At 75.7% G+C, this 18800-nt stretch carries 14 protein-coding genes; 11 read left to right on the top strand and 3 right to left on the bottom strand.

The window, feature by feature from the left end; all coding sequences use genetic code 11:
* Positions 1-91: 91 nt before the first annotated feature.
* The 8 genes from ACFXGI_RS14805 to ACFXGI_RS14770 all read left to right on the top strand — a co-directional run bounded on the left by ACFXGI_RS14805 (position 92) and on the right by ACFXGI_RS14770 (position 11219).
* Positions 92-2377 carry a hypothetical protein gene (locus ACFXGI_RS14805; protein ID WP_384705943.1) on the top strand — a complete coding sequence of 762 codons (2286 nt, stop codon included), beginning with the start codon at positions 92-94 and terminating at the stop codon, positions 2375-2377.
* A 1-nt stretch (position 2378) separates the two neighbouring features.
* Positions 2379-3686, top strand: a complete 1308-nt coding sequence (locus ACFXGI_RS14800) for a hypothetical protein (RefSeq protein WP_384705942.1) — start codon at positions 2379-2381, stop codon at positions 3684-3686.
* Positions 3683-6217 carry a GTPase-associated protein 1-related protein gene (locus ACFXGI_RS14795; protein WP_384705941.1) on the top strand — a complete coding sequence of 845 codons (2535 nt, stop codon included), beginning with the start codon at positions 3683-3685 and terminating at the stop codon, positions 6215-6217. Before ACFXGI_RS14800 ends, ACFXGI_RS14795 begins: the two co-directional genes overlap by 4 nt.
* Positions 6214-7905 (top strand): hypothetical protein, encoded by a 1692-nt coding sequence (locus ACFXGI_RS14790; RefSeq protein WP_384705940.1) that lies wholly within the window; start codon positions 6214-6216, stop codon positions 7903-7905. Before ACFXGI_RS14795 ends, ACFXGI_RS14790 begins: the two co-directional genes overlap by 4 nt.
* A gap of 46 nt (positions 7906-7951) precedes the next feature.
* The gene (locus ACFXGI_RS14785) at positions 7952-8080 is read left to right on the top strand and encodes a hypothetical protein (protein WP_384705939.1); all 129 of its coding nucleotides are present in this window, start codon (positions 7952-7954) and stop codon (positions 8078-8080) included.
* 36 nt (positions 8081-8116) lie between these two features.
* Entirely contained in the window at positions 8117-8779 is a 663-nt protein-coding gene (locus ACFXGI_RS14780; protein ID WP_384705985.1) for a VWA domain-containing protein, read from the top strand.
* A 140-nt stretch (positions 8780-8919) separates the two neighbouring features.
* Entirely contained in the window at positions 8920-9891 is a 972-nt protein-coding gene (locus ACFXGI_RS14775; RefSeq protein ID WP_384705938.1) for a PP2C family serine/threonine-protein phosphatase, read from the top strand.
* Complete coding sequence (locus ACFXGI_RS14770) at positions 9888-11219, top strand: protein kinase (RefSeq protein WP_384705937.1); 1332 nt, start codon at positions 9888-9890, stop codon at positions 11217-11219. The genes ACFXGI_RS14775 and ACFXGI_RS14770 overlap by 4 nt, the downstream gene beginning before the upstream one ends.
* A gap of 13 nt (positions 11220-11232) precedes the next feature.
* Here the strand turns inward: ACFXGI_RS14770 and ACFXGI_RS14765 are convergent, their stop codons facing one another.
* The 3 genes from ACFXGI_RS14765 to ACFXGI_RS14755 form a co-directional block, all read right to left on the bottom strand.
* Positions 11233-11559 carry a hypothetical protein gene (locus tag ACFXGI_RS14765; RefSeq protein ID WP_384705936.1) on the bottom strand — a complete coding sequence of 109 codons (327 nt, stop codon included), beginning with the start codon at positions 11557-11559 and terminating at the stop codon, positions 11233-11235.
* Between the two features lie 29 nt (positions 11560-11588).
* A complete protein-coding gene (locus ACFXGI_RS14760) occupies positions 11589-13091 on the bottom strand; it encodes a hypothetical protein (RefSeq protein ID WP_384705935.1) in 1503 nt (500 codons plus the stop codon).
* A gap of 192 nt (positions 13092-13283) precedes the next feature.
* Positions 13284-13487: an MbtH family protein gene (locus tag ACFXGI_RS14755; protein ID WP_384705934.1), complete on the bottom strand. Its 204-nt coding sequence runs from the start codon at positions 13485-13487 to the stop codon at positions 13284-13286.
* A gap of 231 nt (positions 13488-13718) precedes the next feature.
* On the opposite strand from ACFXGI_RS14755, the gene ACFXGI_RS14750 reads away from it, so the two are divergent.
* Genes ACFXGI_RS14750 through ACFXGI_RS14740 form a run of 3 tightly spaced genes read left to right on the top strand, consistent with a single transcriptional unit; the run spans position 13719 to position 18705 of the window.
* The gene (locus tag ACFXGI_RS14750) at positions 13719-16070 is read left to right on the top strand and encodes a lantibiotic dehydratase (protein WP_384705933.1); all 2352 of its coding nucleotides are present in this window, start codon (positions 13719-13721) and stop codon (positions 16068-16070) included.
* Positions 16070-17575: an amino acid adenylation domain-containing protein gene (locus ACFXGI_RS14745; protein WP_384705932.1), complete on the top strand. Its 1506-nt coding sequence runs from the start codon at positions 16070-16072 to the stop codon at positions 17573-17575. The genes ACFXGI_RS14750 and ACFXGI_RS14745 overlap by 1 nt, the downstream gene beginning before the upstream one ends.
* Positions 17572-18705 carry a threonine/serine dehydratase gene (locus ACFXGI_RS14740; protein ID WP_384705931.1) on the top strand — a complete coding sequence of 378 codons (1134 nt, stop codon included), beginning with the start codon at positions 17572-17574 and terminating at the stop codon, positions 18703-18705. The genes ACFXGI_RS14745 and ACFXGI_RS14740 overlap by 4 nt, the downstream gene beginning before the upstream one ends.
* The last annotated feature ends 95 nt before the right edge of the window (positions 18706-18800 follow it).

The raw sequence follows: 18800 nt of genomic DNA, 5'->3' as shown, positions 1-18800 counted from the left end.
GGTACAGCTGGAGAACGGAAAGACCTCCCGGACGCTCCGCGCATCTGCTGAAATGACCTCCCAAACACACTGCACGGGGGGTGCGGAGCAGATGGCGGGGACCGAGTTCGGGCATGCCCTGGGGCGGTCCCGCGCGCTTTCCGGCCTGCCGGCCGCTCCGCTCGTGGCACGGTACGGGGAACTCCTCTCCGAGCAACAGGCCCTGGGTATTAGCCACTTGGGCGAGTTACTGGTGCCGGCCGGGGGGCGGTTCCGGGTGCTCGACGGGATCTTCGCGGTCGACGGTCCCGGGCGGCGCCGGCACATGGGCGCCGAGGCGCTGCGGGAGCTGCGCGAGCTGCGGGTCCCCCGCGGGGGTGCCGAGGACGGGGCCGGCGCGTTACTGGACCGGCTGATCGGCATCCAGGAGCGGGACCCGGCCGCGCTGCGGCGGATCCTGCTGTACCAGCTGGTGCGACTGCTGCACGACCATCCCCGGGGGGATCGGGCGGACACGGCCGCCGGGTTCGGGGTCGACCCCGACGAGGCGGCGGCCCTGGTGCACGCCGCCGCGGCGAGCCCCCGGCTCGATGCGGCCGGGCGGGCGGCCGCCGAGGGGCTGGAGGACGCATGGCTGGCCGGGCGGGTGCGGGCCGCCGCCCGCACCGCCGCCGTACTGCCGCGGACCGCGGCCGCCGGGGATCCGCTGCTGGCGGGCCGGCTGGCCCGGCTGGCCGGGCGGGTACGGGCCGCGGACGCCCTGCTGGACGAGGCCCGCGCGTACGAGGACCGGCAGGACCGGGCGCAGGCCGCGGCGGCGTACGGGCGGGCGGCCCGCCTCGCCTGGGACTGCCCGCGCGCGGTGCGGGGCCTGGTCCGCACCCACCGGCCGGCCGAGGGGGATCCCGGGCCGCTGGAGGCCGCCCCGGTACCGGGCGGGGTGGCCCTGCGCAGACCTCCCGGCGCCGACCCGGACGGGACCTGGAGGGTGGTCCGGCTGACCCGGCGCGAGCCGGTCACCACGCCGCTCCCGGAGGTCGCGGGTCCGCTCGGCTCCGGGCCGCTGACGGACGGCCGGGCCCCGCTCGGCCGCGAGGTGCGGTACGTGGCGCTCCCGGGCGACGGCGGCACCCCGCTGATCAGCGCCCCGCTGCTGGTGGCCCCCGAGGTGACGGAACTCCGCCTCACCGACGGCCGCTCCCGCATCGCGGCCTCCTGGATCCGCCCGCCCGGCGCGACCGGGGTACGGGTGACGCTGACCGACCCCGAGGGGCGCACGACGGACCTCGGCGCCCCGGGCGCGGCCGCCCCGTCGGGCGCGGGCGCCGGAACGTCCGGCCGGGAGACCGGCCGCGAGGGTGTACGGGCCGAGGGGATCGGGCCCGGGGAGTACGTCCTGCGGGTGCGGTGCCGGTACGCGGGGGCCGGGGGTGAGGTGGCGTCCGGCGGGGTCGAGGCCGCCGCCACCGTGCATCCCTGGCCCGAACCGGTGGCCGGGCTCAGGGCGACCGCCCGCGGCGCCGGCGGGCTGGAACTGCGGTGGACGGGGGGCGACGGGGGCGACGTACGGTTCGTCCAGTGGCCGGGGGAGGCTCCCGCCGAGGGGGCCGAGCTGCCGGCCGCCGAGCTGCCTGCCGCGCTGAACTGGGTGGATGCCGCCGGGATCGCGCAGCCGCCGCCCGGCACGCTGGCCACCGTCAGCGCCGTCGCCGTCCTCGGCGAGCGGGCGCTGGCCGGGCCCGGCGTGGCGGTCGAGGCCCCCGAGGCGGTCTCGGGGCTCACGGTCCGGCGGACCTCCGCCGGACGGGCCAAGGTCAGCTTCGACTGGCCCGAAGGCGCCGGCCGGGTCACGGTCGCGGTCACCCCCGAGTCCGGCGGCGACCGCGCCGAACACCGCGTCGTACGCGCCGTGTTCCTGCGCGAGGGGCTGGAGCTGCCCGTCGGCCCCGGCGCCGCGCGCGTCACCGCGTACGCCGCCCCGCGCAGCGCGCACGCGGTCGCGGCCGCCCCCCGCGACGCCGGGCAGGCGAGCCTCCCGGCCGACGTGGCCATCGCGTACCGGGTCCTGCCCGGGCCCCGGCGGATGCTGCGGCGCGGCCCCGCCGTGCTCCGGGTGAGCCTGCTCTCCCCCGGCGGGGACCCCGGCTCCGGGCTGCCCGACTTCGTCCTCGTCTCCGGAGCGGGCGGTGGCGGCCCCCGGCCCCACCGGCCCTCCGACGGCGCCGAGTTGTGCCGGGTGACCGGCGCCGAGCTCGCGGCCTCGGGGACCGTCGAGCGTGAGATCCTCCCCCACCCTCCCGGCGGCGGCCCGTACGCCGTACGCGGATTCCTGCTCGGCGGCCGTGCCGCCTCCGTCCGGCTCGACGAGCCCTCCCTCACCTCCCTGGTGGTCCGCTGACATGACCTCCGTCGTCTGCCCCTACTGCTTCGACCGCTCGGCCGCCACCCGGTTGCCGTTCCGCTGCCAGATGTCCGCCACCGGGGTACGGGGCGGCAAACCCTGCACCGCCGAACTCGACGACACTTGGGCGGAGTTCATGGGCCCGAGCGTGCCGCCCGCGCTCAAGATGCGCGGACCGGTCTTCACCGCCCCGCGCGGCCTCGCCGGCCGCCTCCTCAGCGGCGGGGGCACGCGCTCGGACTGCCCGCACTGCGGGGTGTCCACCCCCGTCCGGGTCTGCCTGCGCTGCCACAGCGACTTCCCGAGCGACTACACCGACCAGGACACCCGGATCATCGCCCTGCTGGGCCCCAAGGCGTCCGGCAAGAGCACCTACGTCTCGGTGCTGATCAACGAGCTGCGCAACCGGGTGGGCCGGGCGTACGGCGCCTCCATCACGGCGATGGGCGGCGAAACCCAGCGCCGGGACCGGGAGATGGCCGAGGACCTGTACGACCGGCTGCGGCTTCCTGAGGCGACCAGACCCGCCGCGCTCGGCTTCAACGACCCGCTGCTGTACCGGCTGAGCCTGCCGCTGCGCCGCCGGCTGCGCGGGGACGGCAGCCGGCACACCGCGCTGGTGTTCTTCGACGCGGCGGGCGAGGACCTGGGCAGCGCCGAGGCCATGGACCGCTACACGCACTATCTGGCGGCCGCCGACGGGATCATCCTCCTGGTGGACCCGCTCCAGATGAGGGCCGTACGGGACCAGCTGCCGGTGGACGCGGACCTGCCGCTGCCCACGGTGGAGACCCCGCCGCAGCAGATCGCGGCGGACCTCGCGGCGCAGCTGCGGGCCCACGGGCGGGGCACCTCGCGCGGCCGGGTCACCACGCCCGTGGCGGTGGCGGTGACCAAGACGGACTCCCTGTTCTCACTGGTGGGGACGCACTCCCCGCTGCGGCGCAATGCCGGCCACGCGGGCGGGGCGGTGGACGACGAGGACCGGCTGGCGGTGCACGAGGAGATGCGGGGGCTGCTCGACGGCTGGGACTCGGGGGCGCTGTTCCGGCAGCTGGACCGGGACTTCGCGCAGCTGTCGCTGTTCGGGCTCTCCGCGCTGGGCTCCCCGCCTCCCGCGCACGCCCCGGCCGACGCCCCGAAGTCGGGGCCGCAGCCACTGCGGGTCGAGGACCCGCTGCTGTGGCTGCTGGGGCTGGGCGGGCTGCTGCCGCGCACCGGTACCGGCGCCGGCGCGGGACGTCGTACGGCGGCCACCGCGAGCGCGGCCGAGGGCCTGCGTCACGGTTCGGGAGGAGAGGCGTGAACCTCGCGCAACTGCACTACACCTCGGCGCCGCCGGGTCCGGACGGCTCGGGCTTCCGGTTCACGGCGGTCAGCCCCGGCGTGCCCGCCTCGCTGCTGCGCGAGGCCGAGCAGCTGATCGGGTACGAACCGCCCCGGGACGCGCCGCCGCGCCCGAGCGCCGACGAACTGGGCTCCTTTCCACAGGCCTTGAGCCTGAACGTGCTCTCCGACGGCAGCCGGCTGCTGGCCCGCTCCGTCTACACCGGCGCCGACTACAGCGGCCGCTGGGGCAACTTCCACGCCCACGCGATCCATCTGCCGCAGCCCGCCGACGCGGACCGGCCTGCCCGCGGGCAGCTGCCGATCACCGCCTGGGGCTCCCCGCAGTGGGCGGCCGACTCCCCGCCGGCCGGGGCGCCCGTACCGCCGCTCGCGTCGGTGCCCGCCCCGGGTCCGCTGGACCTCGGGGCGCTGGCGGCCTTCGTGGCCGCCAGGGGGCGCTGGCTCGCGGGGTTCTTCGCCGATGTGCGCCGGCTCGCCGAGGAGCCGGCGGCCCCGCAGCTGGTGCTGGTGGAGCAGGACAGCGAGGCCGTGGCCTGGTGGATCATGCTGGCCTGCAGTGTGCTGCCGCACCGGCGAGGGCAGTGGCTCACCTTCACCACGTACACCCGGCGGCCGCAGCTCGCCCGGCAGCAGATCATCGGCGTGGTGCCGGAGGACGGGCTGGGCCTCGCCGGACAGGAGCAGCGCTACCGGGTGTACGACGCCGCCCGCGCGGCGGCGCCCGCCCCGGCCCCCGATCCGTGGGCGCAGACCGCCGCGCGGATCTGGCAGGCACAGCGGCAGGAGCTGTTCGCGCACGTCCGGCGGCTGCCGTCCGGACCGCCCGGCGCCTCGTCGGGCGGTCCGTACGAGGCGGGGCCGCTGGCGGCGCTCGCGCTCGTCGCCGGGGTCGGCCTGGACTCGGCGGGCCGGGCCGCGGCCGCCGACTGGGCGGCCGGACACCGGGACGCGCTGGACGAGGTACAACTGCACGCGCTGGCCCGGGCGCTGGCCCGTCCGGCCGGGGACCGGGGGCCCGAGGAGGCCGCCGCGAGCGGGCGGCTGCTGTCGGCCCTGGCCGGCTGGGCACCCCCGGCGGTGAGCGAGCCGCTGGTGGAGCTGGCGGTGGCCGGGGCGGTCCGCTCGGGCGGCGCCGCGCCGCCCGCCGGACTACTGGGCGAGCCCGCCCGGCTGCGGCTGGCCGCCGAGCTGGAGCCGGAGCTGCGGGCGGCGCTCACCGACCCGGCGCGCGGGCCGGCCGACCGGGTCGCCCTGTTGCGGGTCTCCGCGCAGCTCGGAGTCGATACCGAGGCCCTCCTGCCCGATGTGGCACGGCAGTTGGCGCACGCCCTGATCTCCGATCCGGAGTCGGCGTACGGGGAGGCGGCAGGGGCCGCGCTGGCGGAGCTGCCGCGGCTGCGGGAGCTCGTGCTCGACCGGCTAGACGGGCTCGCGGCGGGCGATCCGGCCGCGGGGGCCCGGCTGTTCGCCGTCACCCCGCTGCGGCCGGACGGGGCCGGGGCGCTGCCGCATCTGCGGATGTGCGCGCAAGCGCCCGGGACGGCTGCCGGGGACCGGGTGAAGGCGCTGACCCGGCTCGTGGAGTGCTCCGGCGTCTCGCCGGAGGAGGATCCGCTGGTGCTGCGGACGGCGATGCGGCTGGTGTGGGGCGCGGAGCCGCCCACCACGGGCGAGGCCTGGCTGGCCCTGTCGGCGCTGGGCGAGCGGGCCCACCGGGAGGCCGGCACCTGGGAGTCGCTCGCGCGGGCGGCCGTGTCCGCCCCGGCCGGGGACCGGGACGCGGAGGCCCTGGCGGTGGAGCTGCTGCGCCACGGCTCAGCCGAACTCCCGCCCCCGCTGCGGGCATCGCTGCTGCTGCTGGAGCTGGCCCGGAACCTGCGGACCCGGGAGATCGGCCCGGGCTGGGTCCGCCAGGCCATGGCCCTGGGCACGGCGGACCCGTCGCCGACGGCGCGGGAGCACGCGTACGCGGCGGTGGCCGCGCAGCTGCTCGCCGAGGACCGGCCCCAGAGCGAGCTGCGGGCCCTGATCGAGAGCAACGACGCCGAGCTGCTGGCGGCGTACCGCCGGGCCGCCCGGCAGCCGCGGATCGCTGACCGGCTCACGCTCGACGCCCGGTACGCGGCGGAGCGCTTCGCCGACTGGTCCTCGCAGCCCCAGGCGAGCCCGGTCTGGCAGGAGGCCCGCACCGATCTCCTCGACGGCGTGCTGCGCCCGGTCGTACGGGGCCTGCCGGCGGGGCAGCTGGCCGCGGTGGAGGAGGCGCTGGCCCGGCTGGGCGGCCGCTGGGCGGAGGACTTCCGCGGCTGGCAGCGCCCCGGCGCGTTCGGGCGGCTGCGGGACCGCTTCGGCGGTTCGGGCCGGCGCGGCGTGAAGGGCGCGCCCGGGAATCCGCCGCTGCGGGGCGCCGGCGGACCCATCGCACCCGGGGACGCCGGCGGGCCCGGCGGATCCGGCGGATCCGGCGACGACGGGAGGCGGCCGTGACCACCGGCGGCGTGGACCCCCTGGTCGTGGCGAAGGTCTTCGGGTTGGCCACCGTGGCGATCGGGGTGCTCATCTGCCTCGGGTTCGGGCTGTGGCGCTTCCTCGGGCTGGCCCTGGGAGCGGCCGCGACCGCCTTCTCGCCGCGCACCCCAGGGGCCCCCGACCCGCGGATCTCCCCGTACACCGGCCCCGAGCCGACGCAACCCGCCTACTGGGCACGGCAGATGTGGATCGACGCGGTGGCCGCCGGGCAGACGGCCGCGCATGCCGTGTGGTACCTGCTGGTCCACCACTGGCTCGACGAACTCGTCCGCCGCCGGCTGCTGAACGGGCGGGGCGCATCGACCGGGGAGCGCGCCGAACACGTCCTCGGGCGGCTCGTGCTGCGGCTGCTGGCCCCGGCGACGGCGCTGGCCGCGCTGCTGTCGGCGCTGCTCGCCTCCGCGCTGCTCCTCGGCGTCGCGGTGGCGTTCGCCGCCCAGCTCGCGCTCGTCGGGGGCGTGGCGCTGGCCGGGGTCCTGGGCGGGAGGGGCGCGGAGCGGATGTGGAAGCTGGCCCGCGGCATCCGCATGAAGTGCCCGTACCCGGGCTGCTACCGGCCGTTCCCGCTGGCCGTGCACCTGTGCCCGGGCTGCGGGGCCGCCCACCGCGAGCTGCGGCCCGGCCGGTTCGGGGCGCTGCGGCACGTCTGCCGGTGCGGGCGGGCGCTGCCCACCACCGCCCTGGCCGGCCGGCGGGGGCTCGCGCTGCGCTGTCCGCACTGCGATCAGGAGCTGCCGGCGGCGGTGGGCACGACCCGGGTGGTGCACCTGCCGCTGATCGGGGGCACCTCCGCGGGCAAGACGATGCTGATGGCGGCGATGCTCGACGGGCTGCGGTCCTGGTCGCACGAGTCCGCTCTGACGGTCGAGTTCGCTTCGACCGCGGACCGGCGCGAGGCCAACACCCTCAGCCGGCAGCTGGGGACCTCGGGGTGGGCGCTCAAGACGCAGGGCGGGCAGCCCCGGGCGCTGATGCTGCTCGTCGGGCACGGGCGCGGCCCGCTGAAGCGCCGACGGCTGTTGTACCTGTACGACCCGATGGGCGAGTCGCTGCGCGACGCGGCCACCACGCGGCTGCAGCAGTACCTCGCGCACGCCGACGGGGTGGTGCTGGTCGCGGACGTGCTGGCGGCGCCCGGCGTACGGCGCGCCCTGCGCGAGGGCGAGGGGAGGCTGGCGGTGGCGGCCAGGCCCGCCGACCTCGGTCCGGTGGACACGTACGCGGCGTTCGCCGGGGAGCTCCAGGGTCTCGGCGGGCGGCGGGGGCGCCTGGGGGTGGCGGTGGTGGTGACCAAGCGGGACGTGCTGGACCGGCTGAGCTCGCTGCCGCGGCCGGACGGACCGGTCGACGCCTGGCTGGGCGAGATCGGGCTGGACGGGCTGGTCCGTACCCTGGACCACGATTTCGCGGCGGCCCGGTACTGGGCGGTCAGCGCCCACGCCGCCACCGGGGCGGGCGCCTTGGTGCCGGAGCAGCGGCGGGCGGCGGAGCCGGTGCTGTGGCTGCTGTCACGGACGGGCCTGCGGTTCGGCGGCCTGCCGGCCGCGGCCCGGCAGCCCCGGCTGCCGCGCCCGCGCGGCCGTACGCGCCCCGCCGAGCCGACTGACCCGATCGACCCGCCGGAACCGGATCGATCAAGCCTGTGACGTGGGGCAAGCGACCCCCTAAGGTCACTGAGAGGAGCAAGTGCCCATGGTGACACCGCAGATCGCACGGGGGCGGCTGCTCATGCTGATCCTGTCCGTGGCGGCGGTCGTGATGACGATGGCCGCCGGGGTGGCGGCGCTCGTGCGGTACGTACCGCAATGGTTCGGGAGTTGAAGGAGATTAGCGGTGAGTGACATCCCCGGTGGGCCGATGGCGAACCGGCCCGTCCACTTCATCTGGCTGCTCGACTGCTCGTATTCGATGCAGGGCGAGAAGATCGGCCAGCTCAACTACGCGATCAGAGAGGCCGTTCCGGAGATGCGCTCGGTGGCGCAGGACAATCCGGCGGCGCAACTGCTGCTGCGCACGATGACGTTCTCCACCACGGCCCGGTGGCACCACCAGGACCCGGTGCCGGTGGAGAACTTCACCTGGCAGGACGTCCAGGTGGACGGCATGACGAACCTGGGCGAGGCGCTCCAGATGGTGGCCCGGGAGCTGGACACCCCGCCGATGCCGCAGCGGGCGCTGAAGCCGGTGCTGGCGCTGGTCTCCGACGGGGTGCCGACGGACGACTGGAAGACGGGGCTGCGGGCGGTCGACGCGACCCCGTGGGGGCGCAAGGCCGTACGGGTGGCCATCGCCATAGGCGCGGACGCCGACCGGACCGTGCTCCAGGAGTTCCTCGGCAATCCGGAGCTCCAGCCGCTGGACGCGAACAGCCCCAAGCAGCTGGCGGCGGCGATCCGCTGGGCTTCGACGGCGGCGGTGAAGGCGGCCTCGCAGATGGTGGCGGGGGCGACGGACCCACTGGCGAAGCAGCACGCGTACGCCCCGCCGGTGCTCGACGACGACGATGACGACGTGTGGTGAGCGGGCCCGTGTCACCGGAACCACCGCCCGCACCTCCCTCGGCACCGGCGTGGCCGGCGCCTCCGCACGAGCCGGGTGCCGTACCGGCGAGCGCGGCACCCGTGCCGCCGTGGGCCACGCTCCTCGAGAGCGTCCAGGGCGTGAACAAGACCCGCAACCAGGACTACTGCGAGGTACAGGGCCGCGGCACCGACGAGGAGCCGCTGATCATGGCGGTGGCCGACGGCCACGGCTCGGCGGCGCACGCCCGCAGCCATCTGGGCTCCCGCTTCGCCGTGGACCTCTTCGTGGAGGAGGCCCGGCGGTTCGGGGCGCTCGCCCGGCCGCGCGGCGACGAGCGGCCGCCGAGCCTGGCCTGGCTGATGCACTACGCCGAGCACGCCTTCCCCCGGCAACTGGTCAGCGCCTGGCGGGACAAGGTGCTCGGCCACTGGACGCGGACCAGCTCCCACGAGGAGCCGGGCCTGTCGGAGGAGCACAAGGTGCTCCTGTACGGGAGCACGCTCGTCGGCGCGGTGCTCACGCCCCGGGTGTTCGCGGCCTGGCAGCTCGGCGACGGCGAGCTGACGGTGGTGGACGACGCCGGGCAGGTGACCGTACCGCTCGCGCCGGCCGAGGCGGACCTGGGGGACGAGACGGAATCGCTGTGCACCCCGAAGGCGTGGCGCCGGGTACGGACGCACTGGGCTCCGGTGACGGCCCCCTGGCGGGCGCCCCGGCTGATCGCGGCCTCCACCGACGGGCTGTCGAAGAGCTTCGCCTCGGACCGGGGGTTCCTGCAGTTCATGGCCGGACTGGACGACCGGCTGTCGACGGAGGGCGCGGACAGCGTACGGGCCGTCCTCCCGCAGTGGCTGGCCAGGGCCTCCCGGCATTCGGGGGACGACACCACCCTCGTGGCCGCCTGGCACCAGGGGAATCCGCCGGTCCCGGCACCGGTCGCGGCTCCGCCGGAAACGGTCGCGGGTCCGGAACCGGCTGCGGCTCCTGAACCGGCCGTGGACCCGGAACCAGCCCTGGCCCCGGGTCCAGGTCCGGAGCCGGCCGCGCAGCCGTCCCCACCGATCACCGACCCGGCAGCACCGACCGACCCTCACGGGAGAGACGAATGAGCGGCATGCTCGACAGCGGGACCCTGCTGACGACCGACAGCGGTCTGGGCGTGGAGGTGTTCGACCTGCTCGGGGCCGGCGGCCAGGGAGAGGTCTACCGGGTGCGGACCCCCGCCGGGTACCAGGCGCTCAAGTGGTACTACCCGGCCTGCGCGACCCCCGCGCAGGAGGCCATCGTCCGCCAGCTGGTGGGCCGCGGCTTCGAGGACGACCGCTTCCTGTGGCCCCTGGACTTCGTGGCCGACGCGCGCGGCGGGTTCGGATACCTGATGGACATCCGCCCGGACCGGTTCAAGGGCCTGCCCATGCTGTTCCGGCGGCAGCTGCGCACTTCGCCGCGGGCCCTGCTGAAGGCCTGCCTGTACACGGTCGAGGCGTACCAGGCCCTGCACTCGCGCGGGATCGCGTACCGGGACATCTCCTGGGGCAACATCTTCTTCGACCCGGCCACCGGCGACGTGCTGGTCTGCGACAACGACAACGCGGTGGTGGAGGGCGACAGCACCGGCATCTCGGGGACCATGGAGTTCATGGCGCCGGAGCTGGTGCGCGGCGATCCGGGGGTCGCCCCCGGCACGCAGAGCGATCTGCACTCCCTGTCGGTACTGCTGTTCATGCTGCTGATGAACCATCATCCGCTCAAGGGGCGGCGCGAGTTGGCGATCCACTGTCTCGACGAGGCCGCGGAGCGCAAGCTGTACGGGAAGCAGCCGCTGTTCGTCTTCGACCCGCAGGACCGGTCCAACGCCCCCGACCCGACAGAGCAGGCGACCGTACTGGCCACCTGGGGGGCGGCCCCGGACTCGCTGCGCGCGCTGTTCACCAAGAACTTCACCGCGGGCCTGCACGATCCGACGACCCGGGTCCGGGAGTCGCAGTGGCGGGACACCCTGCGGGCCGTGCTCGACGCGGTCGTGGAGTGCGCCCAGTGCGGGAAGCAGAACATGACCGAGCCCCGGGCGGCCGATCCGGGCTCCTGCTGGAGCTGCGGGAGCGCGCTGGTGCTGCCGCCGCGGCTGGTGCTGACCACGCCCCCGCCGCGCACCGAGCACCACATCCTGCTGCACCGCTCCTCGCGGGTGCAGGCGCACCACCTGGCCCCGGAGCCGGCCCGGCACGACTACGGAGACGGGACGCTGGTGGCGCTGCTGACCGAACACCCGCAGAGGCCCGGTCGGTTCGGGCTCGCGAACCGGTCGGCCTCGGCGTGGACGGGGACCCGCGCGGACGGCTCCACCCAGCGGATCGACCCGGGGCAGACCGTGCCGCTGCGCTCGGGCCTTGAGCTGGACTTCGGCGGCGCGCGGGCCGTCGTACGGTCGAAGTAGCTCTCCTACGTGCTCAATGGCCCAGGAGACGGCTGATCTCCTGGGCGAGGGCGAGTCCGCCGCTGCCGACTCCGAGGCCGAGGGTGATGGTCTCCAGGGAGCGGCGGATCACCCCCGGCTCGGCGGGGCGGCCCTCCTGAGCGGCCCGGTCCAGCTCCCCGCGCAGGACGTCCGCCGCCTCGATGCGGCCCGGGGCCGCTCCCTGGTCGCGGAGCCACTGGGCGAGCTCGGCGGCCAGCCGCAGGGTCTGGGCGGCGCCGTCCTGCTGCCCGATGTTGATGGTGCCGTTGTCGCCGATGATGCCGGCGTTGACGTCCCCGTTGAAGTTGAAGGTGCCCATGGGCTCTCCTGTTTCCGCTGGTGGTGGGGTCAGGGCGCACCGCGGCCCGGGGCGCCCGGGGGGCCGCCGGGCGACGCGCCCGGCCCGCCGTGGTGGTTGACGGTGCCGTTGTCGCCGATGACACCGGCCTGCACGCTGCCCTGGAAGGTGTAGGTGTGGGTGTTGATGACCTGCTGCGCCTGGTCGTAGGAGCTGGTGTCGACGTTGTGGTCCTTCAGGAACCGCTCGGTCGCTATCAGGACACCCTGCTGGAGGCGCTGGAGGAAGTCCTGGGAGTCGGTGCGCTCGGTGTAGCCCAACTGGTCCCAGTCGGCGACCCGTTCGCGGATGCTGTCGACGGCCCCGTAGTCGTGCAGGAGGTGCCGCTTGTCGATCTCGCGGCGCAGCTTCTCCAGGTCGCGGGCGCGCCGGCGCCGGGCCGCGGAGCGGCGGAAGATCCGTGCGGCGGCGCCGAGCAGCGCGGGCCCGGCCGCCGCGGTGGCGTGGGAGACCAGGCTCCACCAGCGTTCGAACCCGTCCACCGGCAGCCGGTTCACCCGGTCGAAGCGCTCCTGGAGCGGGGGGATTCCGTACGCGGACACCTCCCAGGTGAGGCTGGGGTGGTGGAGGCGGGCGCGCAGGTGCATGGAGACGATGGCGCGGCCGCCCTCGCCGGCCCGGACCAGGCTGAGGTAGGTGCGCATGCCGGCGCCCGACTGCATCAGGCCCGCCTGGACGAGCTGCTTGGGGATCTGGGCGAGCGGACGGCTGAGCCGGTCCGGCAGCAGCTCGGCCCCGACGTACGGCACGTGATTGCCTATGACGTAGAGCCGGTTGCGGACCTGGAGGCCCTTGAGGCCGGCGATGTGCTCCATCTCGCGGGCCACGTAGGTGTGCAGGTCGACCGCGTCGAAGGGCTTGATCGGCAGTTTGGCGCCGTTGCCGGCCGGGTCGTCGGCGGGTCGGCTGACGTCGATGGGCTGCCAGACCACCTCCTTGAGCCTGGAGCCGCTGCCGACGAAGGGGTTGGTGCGCTCGGCGCTCGCGGTGTACGGGACCACGTTGGCCCGCTTCTGCTCCAACAGCCTTTTTTCCACGTCGGGCTCTACTGCCGGGGCCAGGTCGGCGGGGCGCTCCGCGCCGTGCTCCACGGTGAGGGCGGCCGTGCGGGCCCGGCTCTCGGCCTGGTGCACCAGCCACCAGGCGCTCGCGTACGCGAGGACGGCGAGCCCGATGGCCGTGCAGGCGAGCTCCCAGGCCCCGTTGACGACGGCGTACAGCAGCAAGGGCGCGGCGAACCACACCCCGACGCCGCAGATCCAGGCCAGCCACATGTCCCGTGCGTCGATCCGCCGGACCGCGGCCCGCCCGTGGCGGGCCAGCGCCACCAGATCGATGCCGAGGGAGAGTCCGGTGGCGCGCAGCCGGTCCTCCGTGAGCTCCACGTCCACGTCCCGCGCGAAGTCCTCGTCCAGATGCGTGCCCGCGCACAGATGGCGCGTCACCGCATCGGTCCGGTACTGCGCCAGCGCGGGTAACTGCCGTGCCCCCATGCACCCCTCCCCCGTGTCCCCGCCACCCTACGGAAACGCACGGCCCGTGTCCCGCCGTTGACCACGACCGGCGCGGGCGTGGCCGGCGCGGAGGGTGGTGGGTGGTGGGGTGGTGGGGTGGTGGACTGCACCGGTCGGCGGGGCTCCGTTCCCCCGCGGCTCAGCCACGCCGACCGGCGTTCGAGGCCCCGTTCAGGATGCCGCCATGCGGCGGCGCAGGCTCAGCGGGCGCATGTCCGTCCACACCTCGGCGATGTGGTCCAGGCACTCCTGGCGGGTGCCCTGCGTGCCCTCGGCCTGCCAGCCCGCCGGGAGCTCCCGGTCCGCACGCCAGATGGAGTACTGCTCCTCGTCGTTGCGCACGACCCGGTAGCCGTTCTCGTCGGTCTCGGTCATTGGTCCGGCCCTCCCTTTGTTGTTCGGCTGTTCCGTGATGGGTCACAGCGTGCAGCGCCGGGGCGTGGCGCCATAGGGACAAACGCGCAGAAGGACCGGCGGTCGGTGCTGCCGCTCCTTCCCTGGTGGCGCCGGTGTGCGCGGCGGCAGTGTTCGGGGCAGCCAGGGTGGCGACCGAGAGGTACAGCGCCGCCGGCCACGTCACCCCATCAGGCTGGAAGGAGCTCCGCCATGTCGGACACCCCAGAGATCGTGCACCTGCCCACCGGCGGGTGGCGGTTGTGGGAGCACTTCGCACTCCGCGGTCCGGGTTTCCCGGCCGAGGGGGTCCTGCGCATGGCCCCGCCCGGACTCGCCCTGGCCGCCGACAAGTTCGGCCCCGGCGAAGCCCTCGCCGGCCCGGACTGGGAGGCGTTCACCGGGGCCTTCGACACCGGCGCCGTCGGCACCGCCGAGCTGCTCCAGGAGATCGCCGCCTCACCGCGTTTCCGGGCCGCCGTGGCCTGGCAGAACCCGGCCGTGCTGCGCACCGGCATCGCCCCGTTCCTGAACTGGACGCCGACTGCCGCGAGCCGGACCAGCATGCCCCGCCAGCGCGAGGAACTCGTCGCCCACTACTGGCAGCGGTTCTGCGTCAAGAACGACACCATCGGGTTCTTCGGCCCGGTCGGGTGGGGCCGCTGGGACCTCTCCACCGACGGGGTGCAGGTCGATCCCGGCAGTGGCGGGTTCCTCGCCGACTCCCGCGTGTACTTCGCCAGCTGGGCCATCGACGCCCTGGCGAAGTCGCTGAACGCCGACCCGGCGATGCGGGCGTGGATCCCGCCGCGCCGGGTGTCCTTCGTACGGACCGAGGGCCTGTCCGTGCACCTGCCGGGCCGGCCGCCGCAGCCGATCGGCGAGGGCGCCCGCGCCGTACTGGACCTGTGCGACGGGACCAGTCCCGTGGCCGCGATCGCCGAAGCGCTGGGGATCCCGGTGGCGGAGGCGACCGAGACCGTGCAGTGGCTGCTGGCCAAGCGGTGGGTGCACTGGCGCCTCGACGTGCCGACCGGCACCTACCCGGAGCGGGAGCTGCGGGCCGTGCTGGAGCGGATCGGCGACCCGGCCCTGCGCGAGCCGGCCCTGGAGAAGCTGGCCGTCCTGGAGCGCGGGAGGGACGCCGTGCAGGCGGCCGGGCTCGACGCCGAGGCGCTGACCTCGGCGATCGCCGCCCTGGAGGCGGACTTCGCGGCGCTGACCGCCACCGATGCCCAGCGCTCCAAGGGCGAGCGCACCGCTCCCTGCCGGGGGCTCGTGTACTCGGACGCCCGGCGCGCGGCGACGGCCACCCTGGGCACCGCCCTGCTGGACGAGCTGACCCCGCTCGCGCAGTGCCTGACCGCGGCGCGCTGGATGACGAACCGCTTCGCCGAGCGGGTCCGCCCCCGGCTCCGCGAGGTGTACGAGCGGCTGCGCGCGGCCGGCCCGGTGGACCTGGGGGCGATGTGGCTGGGCTGCCTGCCCTCCCCGTACCCGGAGGCGACCCGCGACCTCGACGCCGTCCAGGCCGAGCTGCGTGCGAAATGGGCGCGGATCCTGGCCGTGCCCGAGGGGGCGCGCCGGGTCCGGGTGTCCTCGGCGGACATCGCGGAGCGGGTGCGCGAGGAGTTCGACGAGCCCGGCGCGGGCTGGTCTCTGGCCCGCTACTTCAGCCCGGACGTCCTGCTGCTCGCCGACAGCGCGGACGCCGTCGCCCGCGGGGACTTCGAGATGGTGCTGGGCGAGATGCACAGCGCGCTCAACACCATGGGCGCCTCGCTCTTCGTCCATCAGCACCCCGACCGCGAGGAGCTGATCGCGGAGACCAGCCTCGACTTCCCCGGGCCCCGGCTGCTGCCGATGCTGCCCAAGGAGCTCCCGCTCAAGTGGTCGACGCGCAGCAGGCCTTCGCTGGACCGGCCGCAGGACTACTACGTCTCGCTGGTCGACGACACCGGCGACCCGCACCGCCCGCGCACCGTCCTGTGCGCCGACGTCAGGGTCGAGGACCGGGACGGCCTGCTGATGGCGGTGCTGCCCGACGGGGCGGCGTTCGACCTGCTCGACGTGTACGCCAACACCCTGACCCAGCGCGTCATGGACCGGTTCACACTGCGCCCGGAGGGCGACCACACCCCGCGCATCAGCATCGGCAAGATGGTGGTGGCGCGCGAGACCTGGGCCTTCCCGGCGTCCGAACTCACCTTCGCCGATGAGAAGTCCGAGGCCAAGCGGTACGTGCGGGCCCGGCACTGGAGGCAGGAACACGATCTGCCCCGCTTCGTGTTCGTGGTCTCGCCCACCGAGCCCCGCCCGTTCTACGTGGACTTCGACAGTCCGGTGTATCTGACCATCCTGGCGAAGGCCGCGCGCCGGCTGGCCCGCAAGGATCCCGGGGCCAAGCTGAAGGTCAGCGAGATGCTGCCGACGCCGGAGCAGGCCTGGCTGACCGACGACGAGGGCGCCACGTTCACCTCGGAGCTGCGCTTCGTCGCCGTCGACCAGACCGTCACCGAACTCTCGCGGCCCGCGCCGGAGCCCGCCGCGGACGGGGGCGCGTGATGCGGACCTTCGTCGACGACATCGCCGCGCACGCGGCCCTCGACCCGGGCCGGGTCGCGGTGACCACCCCGGCCGGGGAGGTGACGTACGGGGAGCTCATCGCCCGTATCGACGCGCTGGCGGCGGTGCTGCGGGCCCGGGGCGCCCGGCCCGAGACGGTGTGCGCGGTGGCCGTGGAACGCGGGGTGGACGCCGTGGTGGCGCCGGCGGCGGTGATCCGCTCCGGGGCGGCCTTCCTGAGCCTCGACCCGGAGCAGCCGCCGGCCCGGCTGGCGGCGCTGGTCCGCAGCGGCGGCGCCGACATGCTGCTGACCTCCTCGGCCCTGGCCGGCGGGCTCGACCTGCCGATCCCGGGGAGCCCCGTACTGCTCGACCGCCCGGGGAGCACGGCCGAAGGGGATCCCGGGACGGGCGGGCCGCCCGGCGGGCGGGCCCTGGCGTACGTCAGCCACACCTCCGGGAGCACCGGGGAGCCCAGCGCCGTCCTGGTCGAACACGCCGGACTGGACTCGTACGTGCGCTTCGTCGCCCGCGACTACGGCCTCGGCCCGGACACGGTGGCGCTCCAGGTGGCCCCGCTGGGCTACGACGCCTCCTTGCGGGACACCTTCGCGCCGCTGCTGGCGGGCGGGCGGCTGGTCGTGGTGCCGCGTTCGGCGCTGCTGCGGCCCGAGGAGTTCGGCGCCGCCGTACGGGAGCACGCGGTGACCGCGCTGCTGAGCGTGACGCCGTCCTTCCTGGCCTTCCTGGCCGGGCAGCCGGACGCGGACCGGCTCCTGGCGGGCGTACGGGTGGTGGTGTCCAGCGGTGAGTCGCTGCGGCCGTTCCTGACCGCCGGCGGCCGGGCCCTGGTGCCGGGCGCCCTGGTCAACCAGTACGGGCCGACCGAGTGCACGATGACCTCGACCCGCTACGCCGTACCCGCCGAGCCGGACGTGCTGACCGACATCGTGGGCACGCCGATCGACGGGGTCGTGGTCCGGCTGCTGGACCCCGGGCTGTCGCCGGTGCCCGACGGTTCGGTCGGGGAGGTCTGCATCGGCGGGGTGGGGGTGGCCCGGGGCTACCGCGGGCGGCCCGCCCGTACGGCCGAGTGCTTCGTGCCCGATCCGCTCGGGCCCCCCGGTGCGCGGATGTACCGGACGGGCGACCTCGCCACCCGGGGCCCGAACGGGCTGGAGTACCTGGGGCGCCGCGACCGCCAGGTCAAGATCCGCGGCTACCGGGTGGACCCGGCCGAGGTGGAGGGCGCGCTGCTGGCCCATCCCGGGGTCACGGGGGCGGTCGTCACCTCCGACACCGACGCGCAGGGGCGGGTGTTCCTGGTCGCGCACGTCACCGGGGAGCTGGCGGAGGTGAAGGACGCGGCACTGCGCGCCCATCTCGGCGCGACGCTGCCCCCGCATCTGATGCCGCGCCGGTTCGCGCGGCTGGCGGAACTGCCCACCACCCGCGGCGGGAAGGCCGACCGCCGCGCCCTGTCGCAGACCGGAGGCCGGCCATGACCACCGCACCGAGCGCGCCGCGCGCGCCCAGGACGTCCCTCGCGCTGCCCGGGCCGCGCGCGCCCATGACGCCCAGGGCACTGGCCGCGTCCGCCGCTCCAGCCACATCCATCACATCTGCCACATTCATCACATCGGCCGCACCGGTCGCACCGGCCGCCCTGGGCCTCCCGCTCGGGCGGGCCGATGTGGAGGCCGCGGCCGCCCGGATCGCGGGCCACGTACGGAGGACCCCGCTGCTGGCGGGGCCGGCCGGACCCGAACTCCCCCGGGGCGGCCGGAGACTGCTGCTGAAGGCCGAACACCTGCAGTACAGCGGGTCGTTCAAGCTGCGCGGGGCCGCCAACGCCGTCCTGGCGCTGGGCGCCCGCCGGATCGTGACCGGCTCCTCCGGGAACCACGGCATCGCGCTGGCCCGGCTGGCCGCCCCGCTCGGCGCCGAGGTGACCGTGGTGCTGGCCGGCGGGGCGCATCCCGCGAAGATCGCCGTGATCAAGGCCCTCGGCGGGCGTACGGTCCGGGTGCCGGGCGGGGTCGCCGAGCGCGACGCCCGGGCGCGGGAGCTGGCCGAGGAGACGGGCGCGGTGCTCATACCCTCCTCCGACCACGAGCTGGTGGTCGCCGGGCAGGGCACGGTCGGCCTGGAGGTCCTCGCCGAGGCGCCCGACGCCGAGACCCTGTACGTGCCGACCGGCGGGGGCGGGCTGCTCGCCGGGGTGTGCCTCGCCGCGTACGGGCATCCGGTGCGGGTGGTGGGCGTCGAGCCCGCCGGCACCCCCCGCTACGCCCGGTCCCTGGCCGCGGGGCACCCCGTACGGCTGGCGCCCGGCGACACCGTCGCCGACGGGCTGCGCGGGCAGCAGCCGGGGGCGGTGCCGTACCCGATCATCCGGGACCGGGTCGACGACCTGATCACCGTGTCCGACGCGCAGATCCTCGACGCGGCCGCGCTGCTGCGCCGGCGCGGGTTCGAGGCCGAGCCCTCCGGCGCGGTCGCGCTGGCCGGGGCGCTCCGCGCGGGCCGCGGCACCGGCCTGGCCGTCGCCGTCGTCTCGGGCGGCAACACCAAGACGGCGCTGATGACGGCCGCCGCGGCCGGTCCCCCTTCCCGTACCCACTGCACCGCCTGAACCACCGAACCACCGAACCACCGGTACGACCCACACCACTCACGCCACGTGCACCACCCACACCACGGACGCCACCCGCACGTCCGCTCCCGGAG

The organism is Streptomyces sp. NPDC059355 (assembly GCF_042752335.1).
Lineage (GTDB): Bacteria > Actinomycetota > Actinomycetes > Streptomycetales > Streptomycetaceae > Streptomyces.
This window is presented reverse-complemented; position numbering and strand designations above follow the sequence as displayed.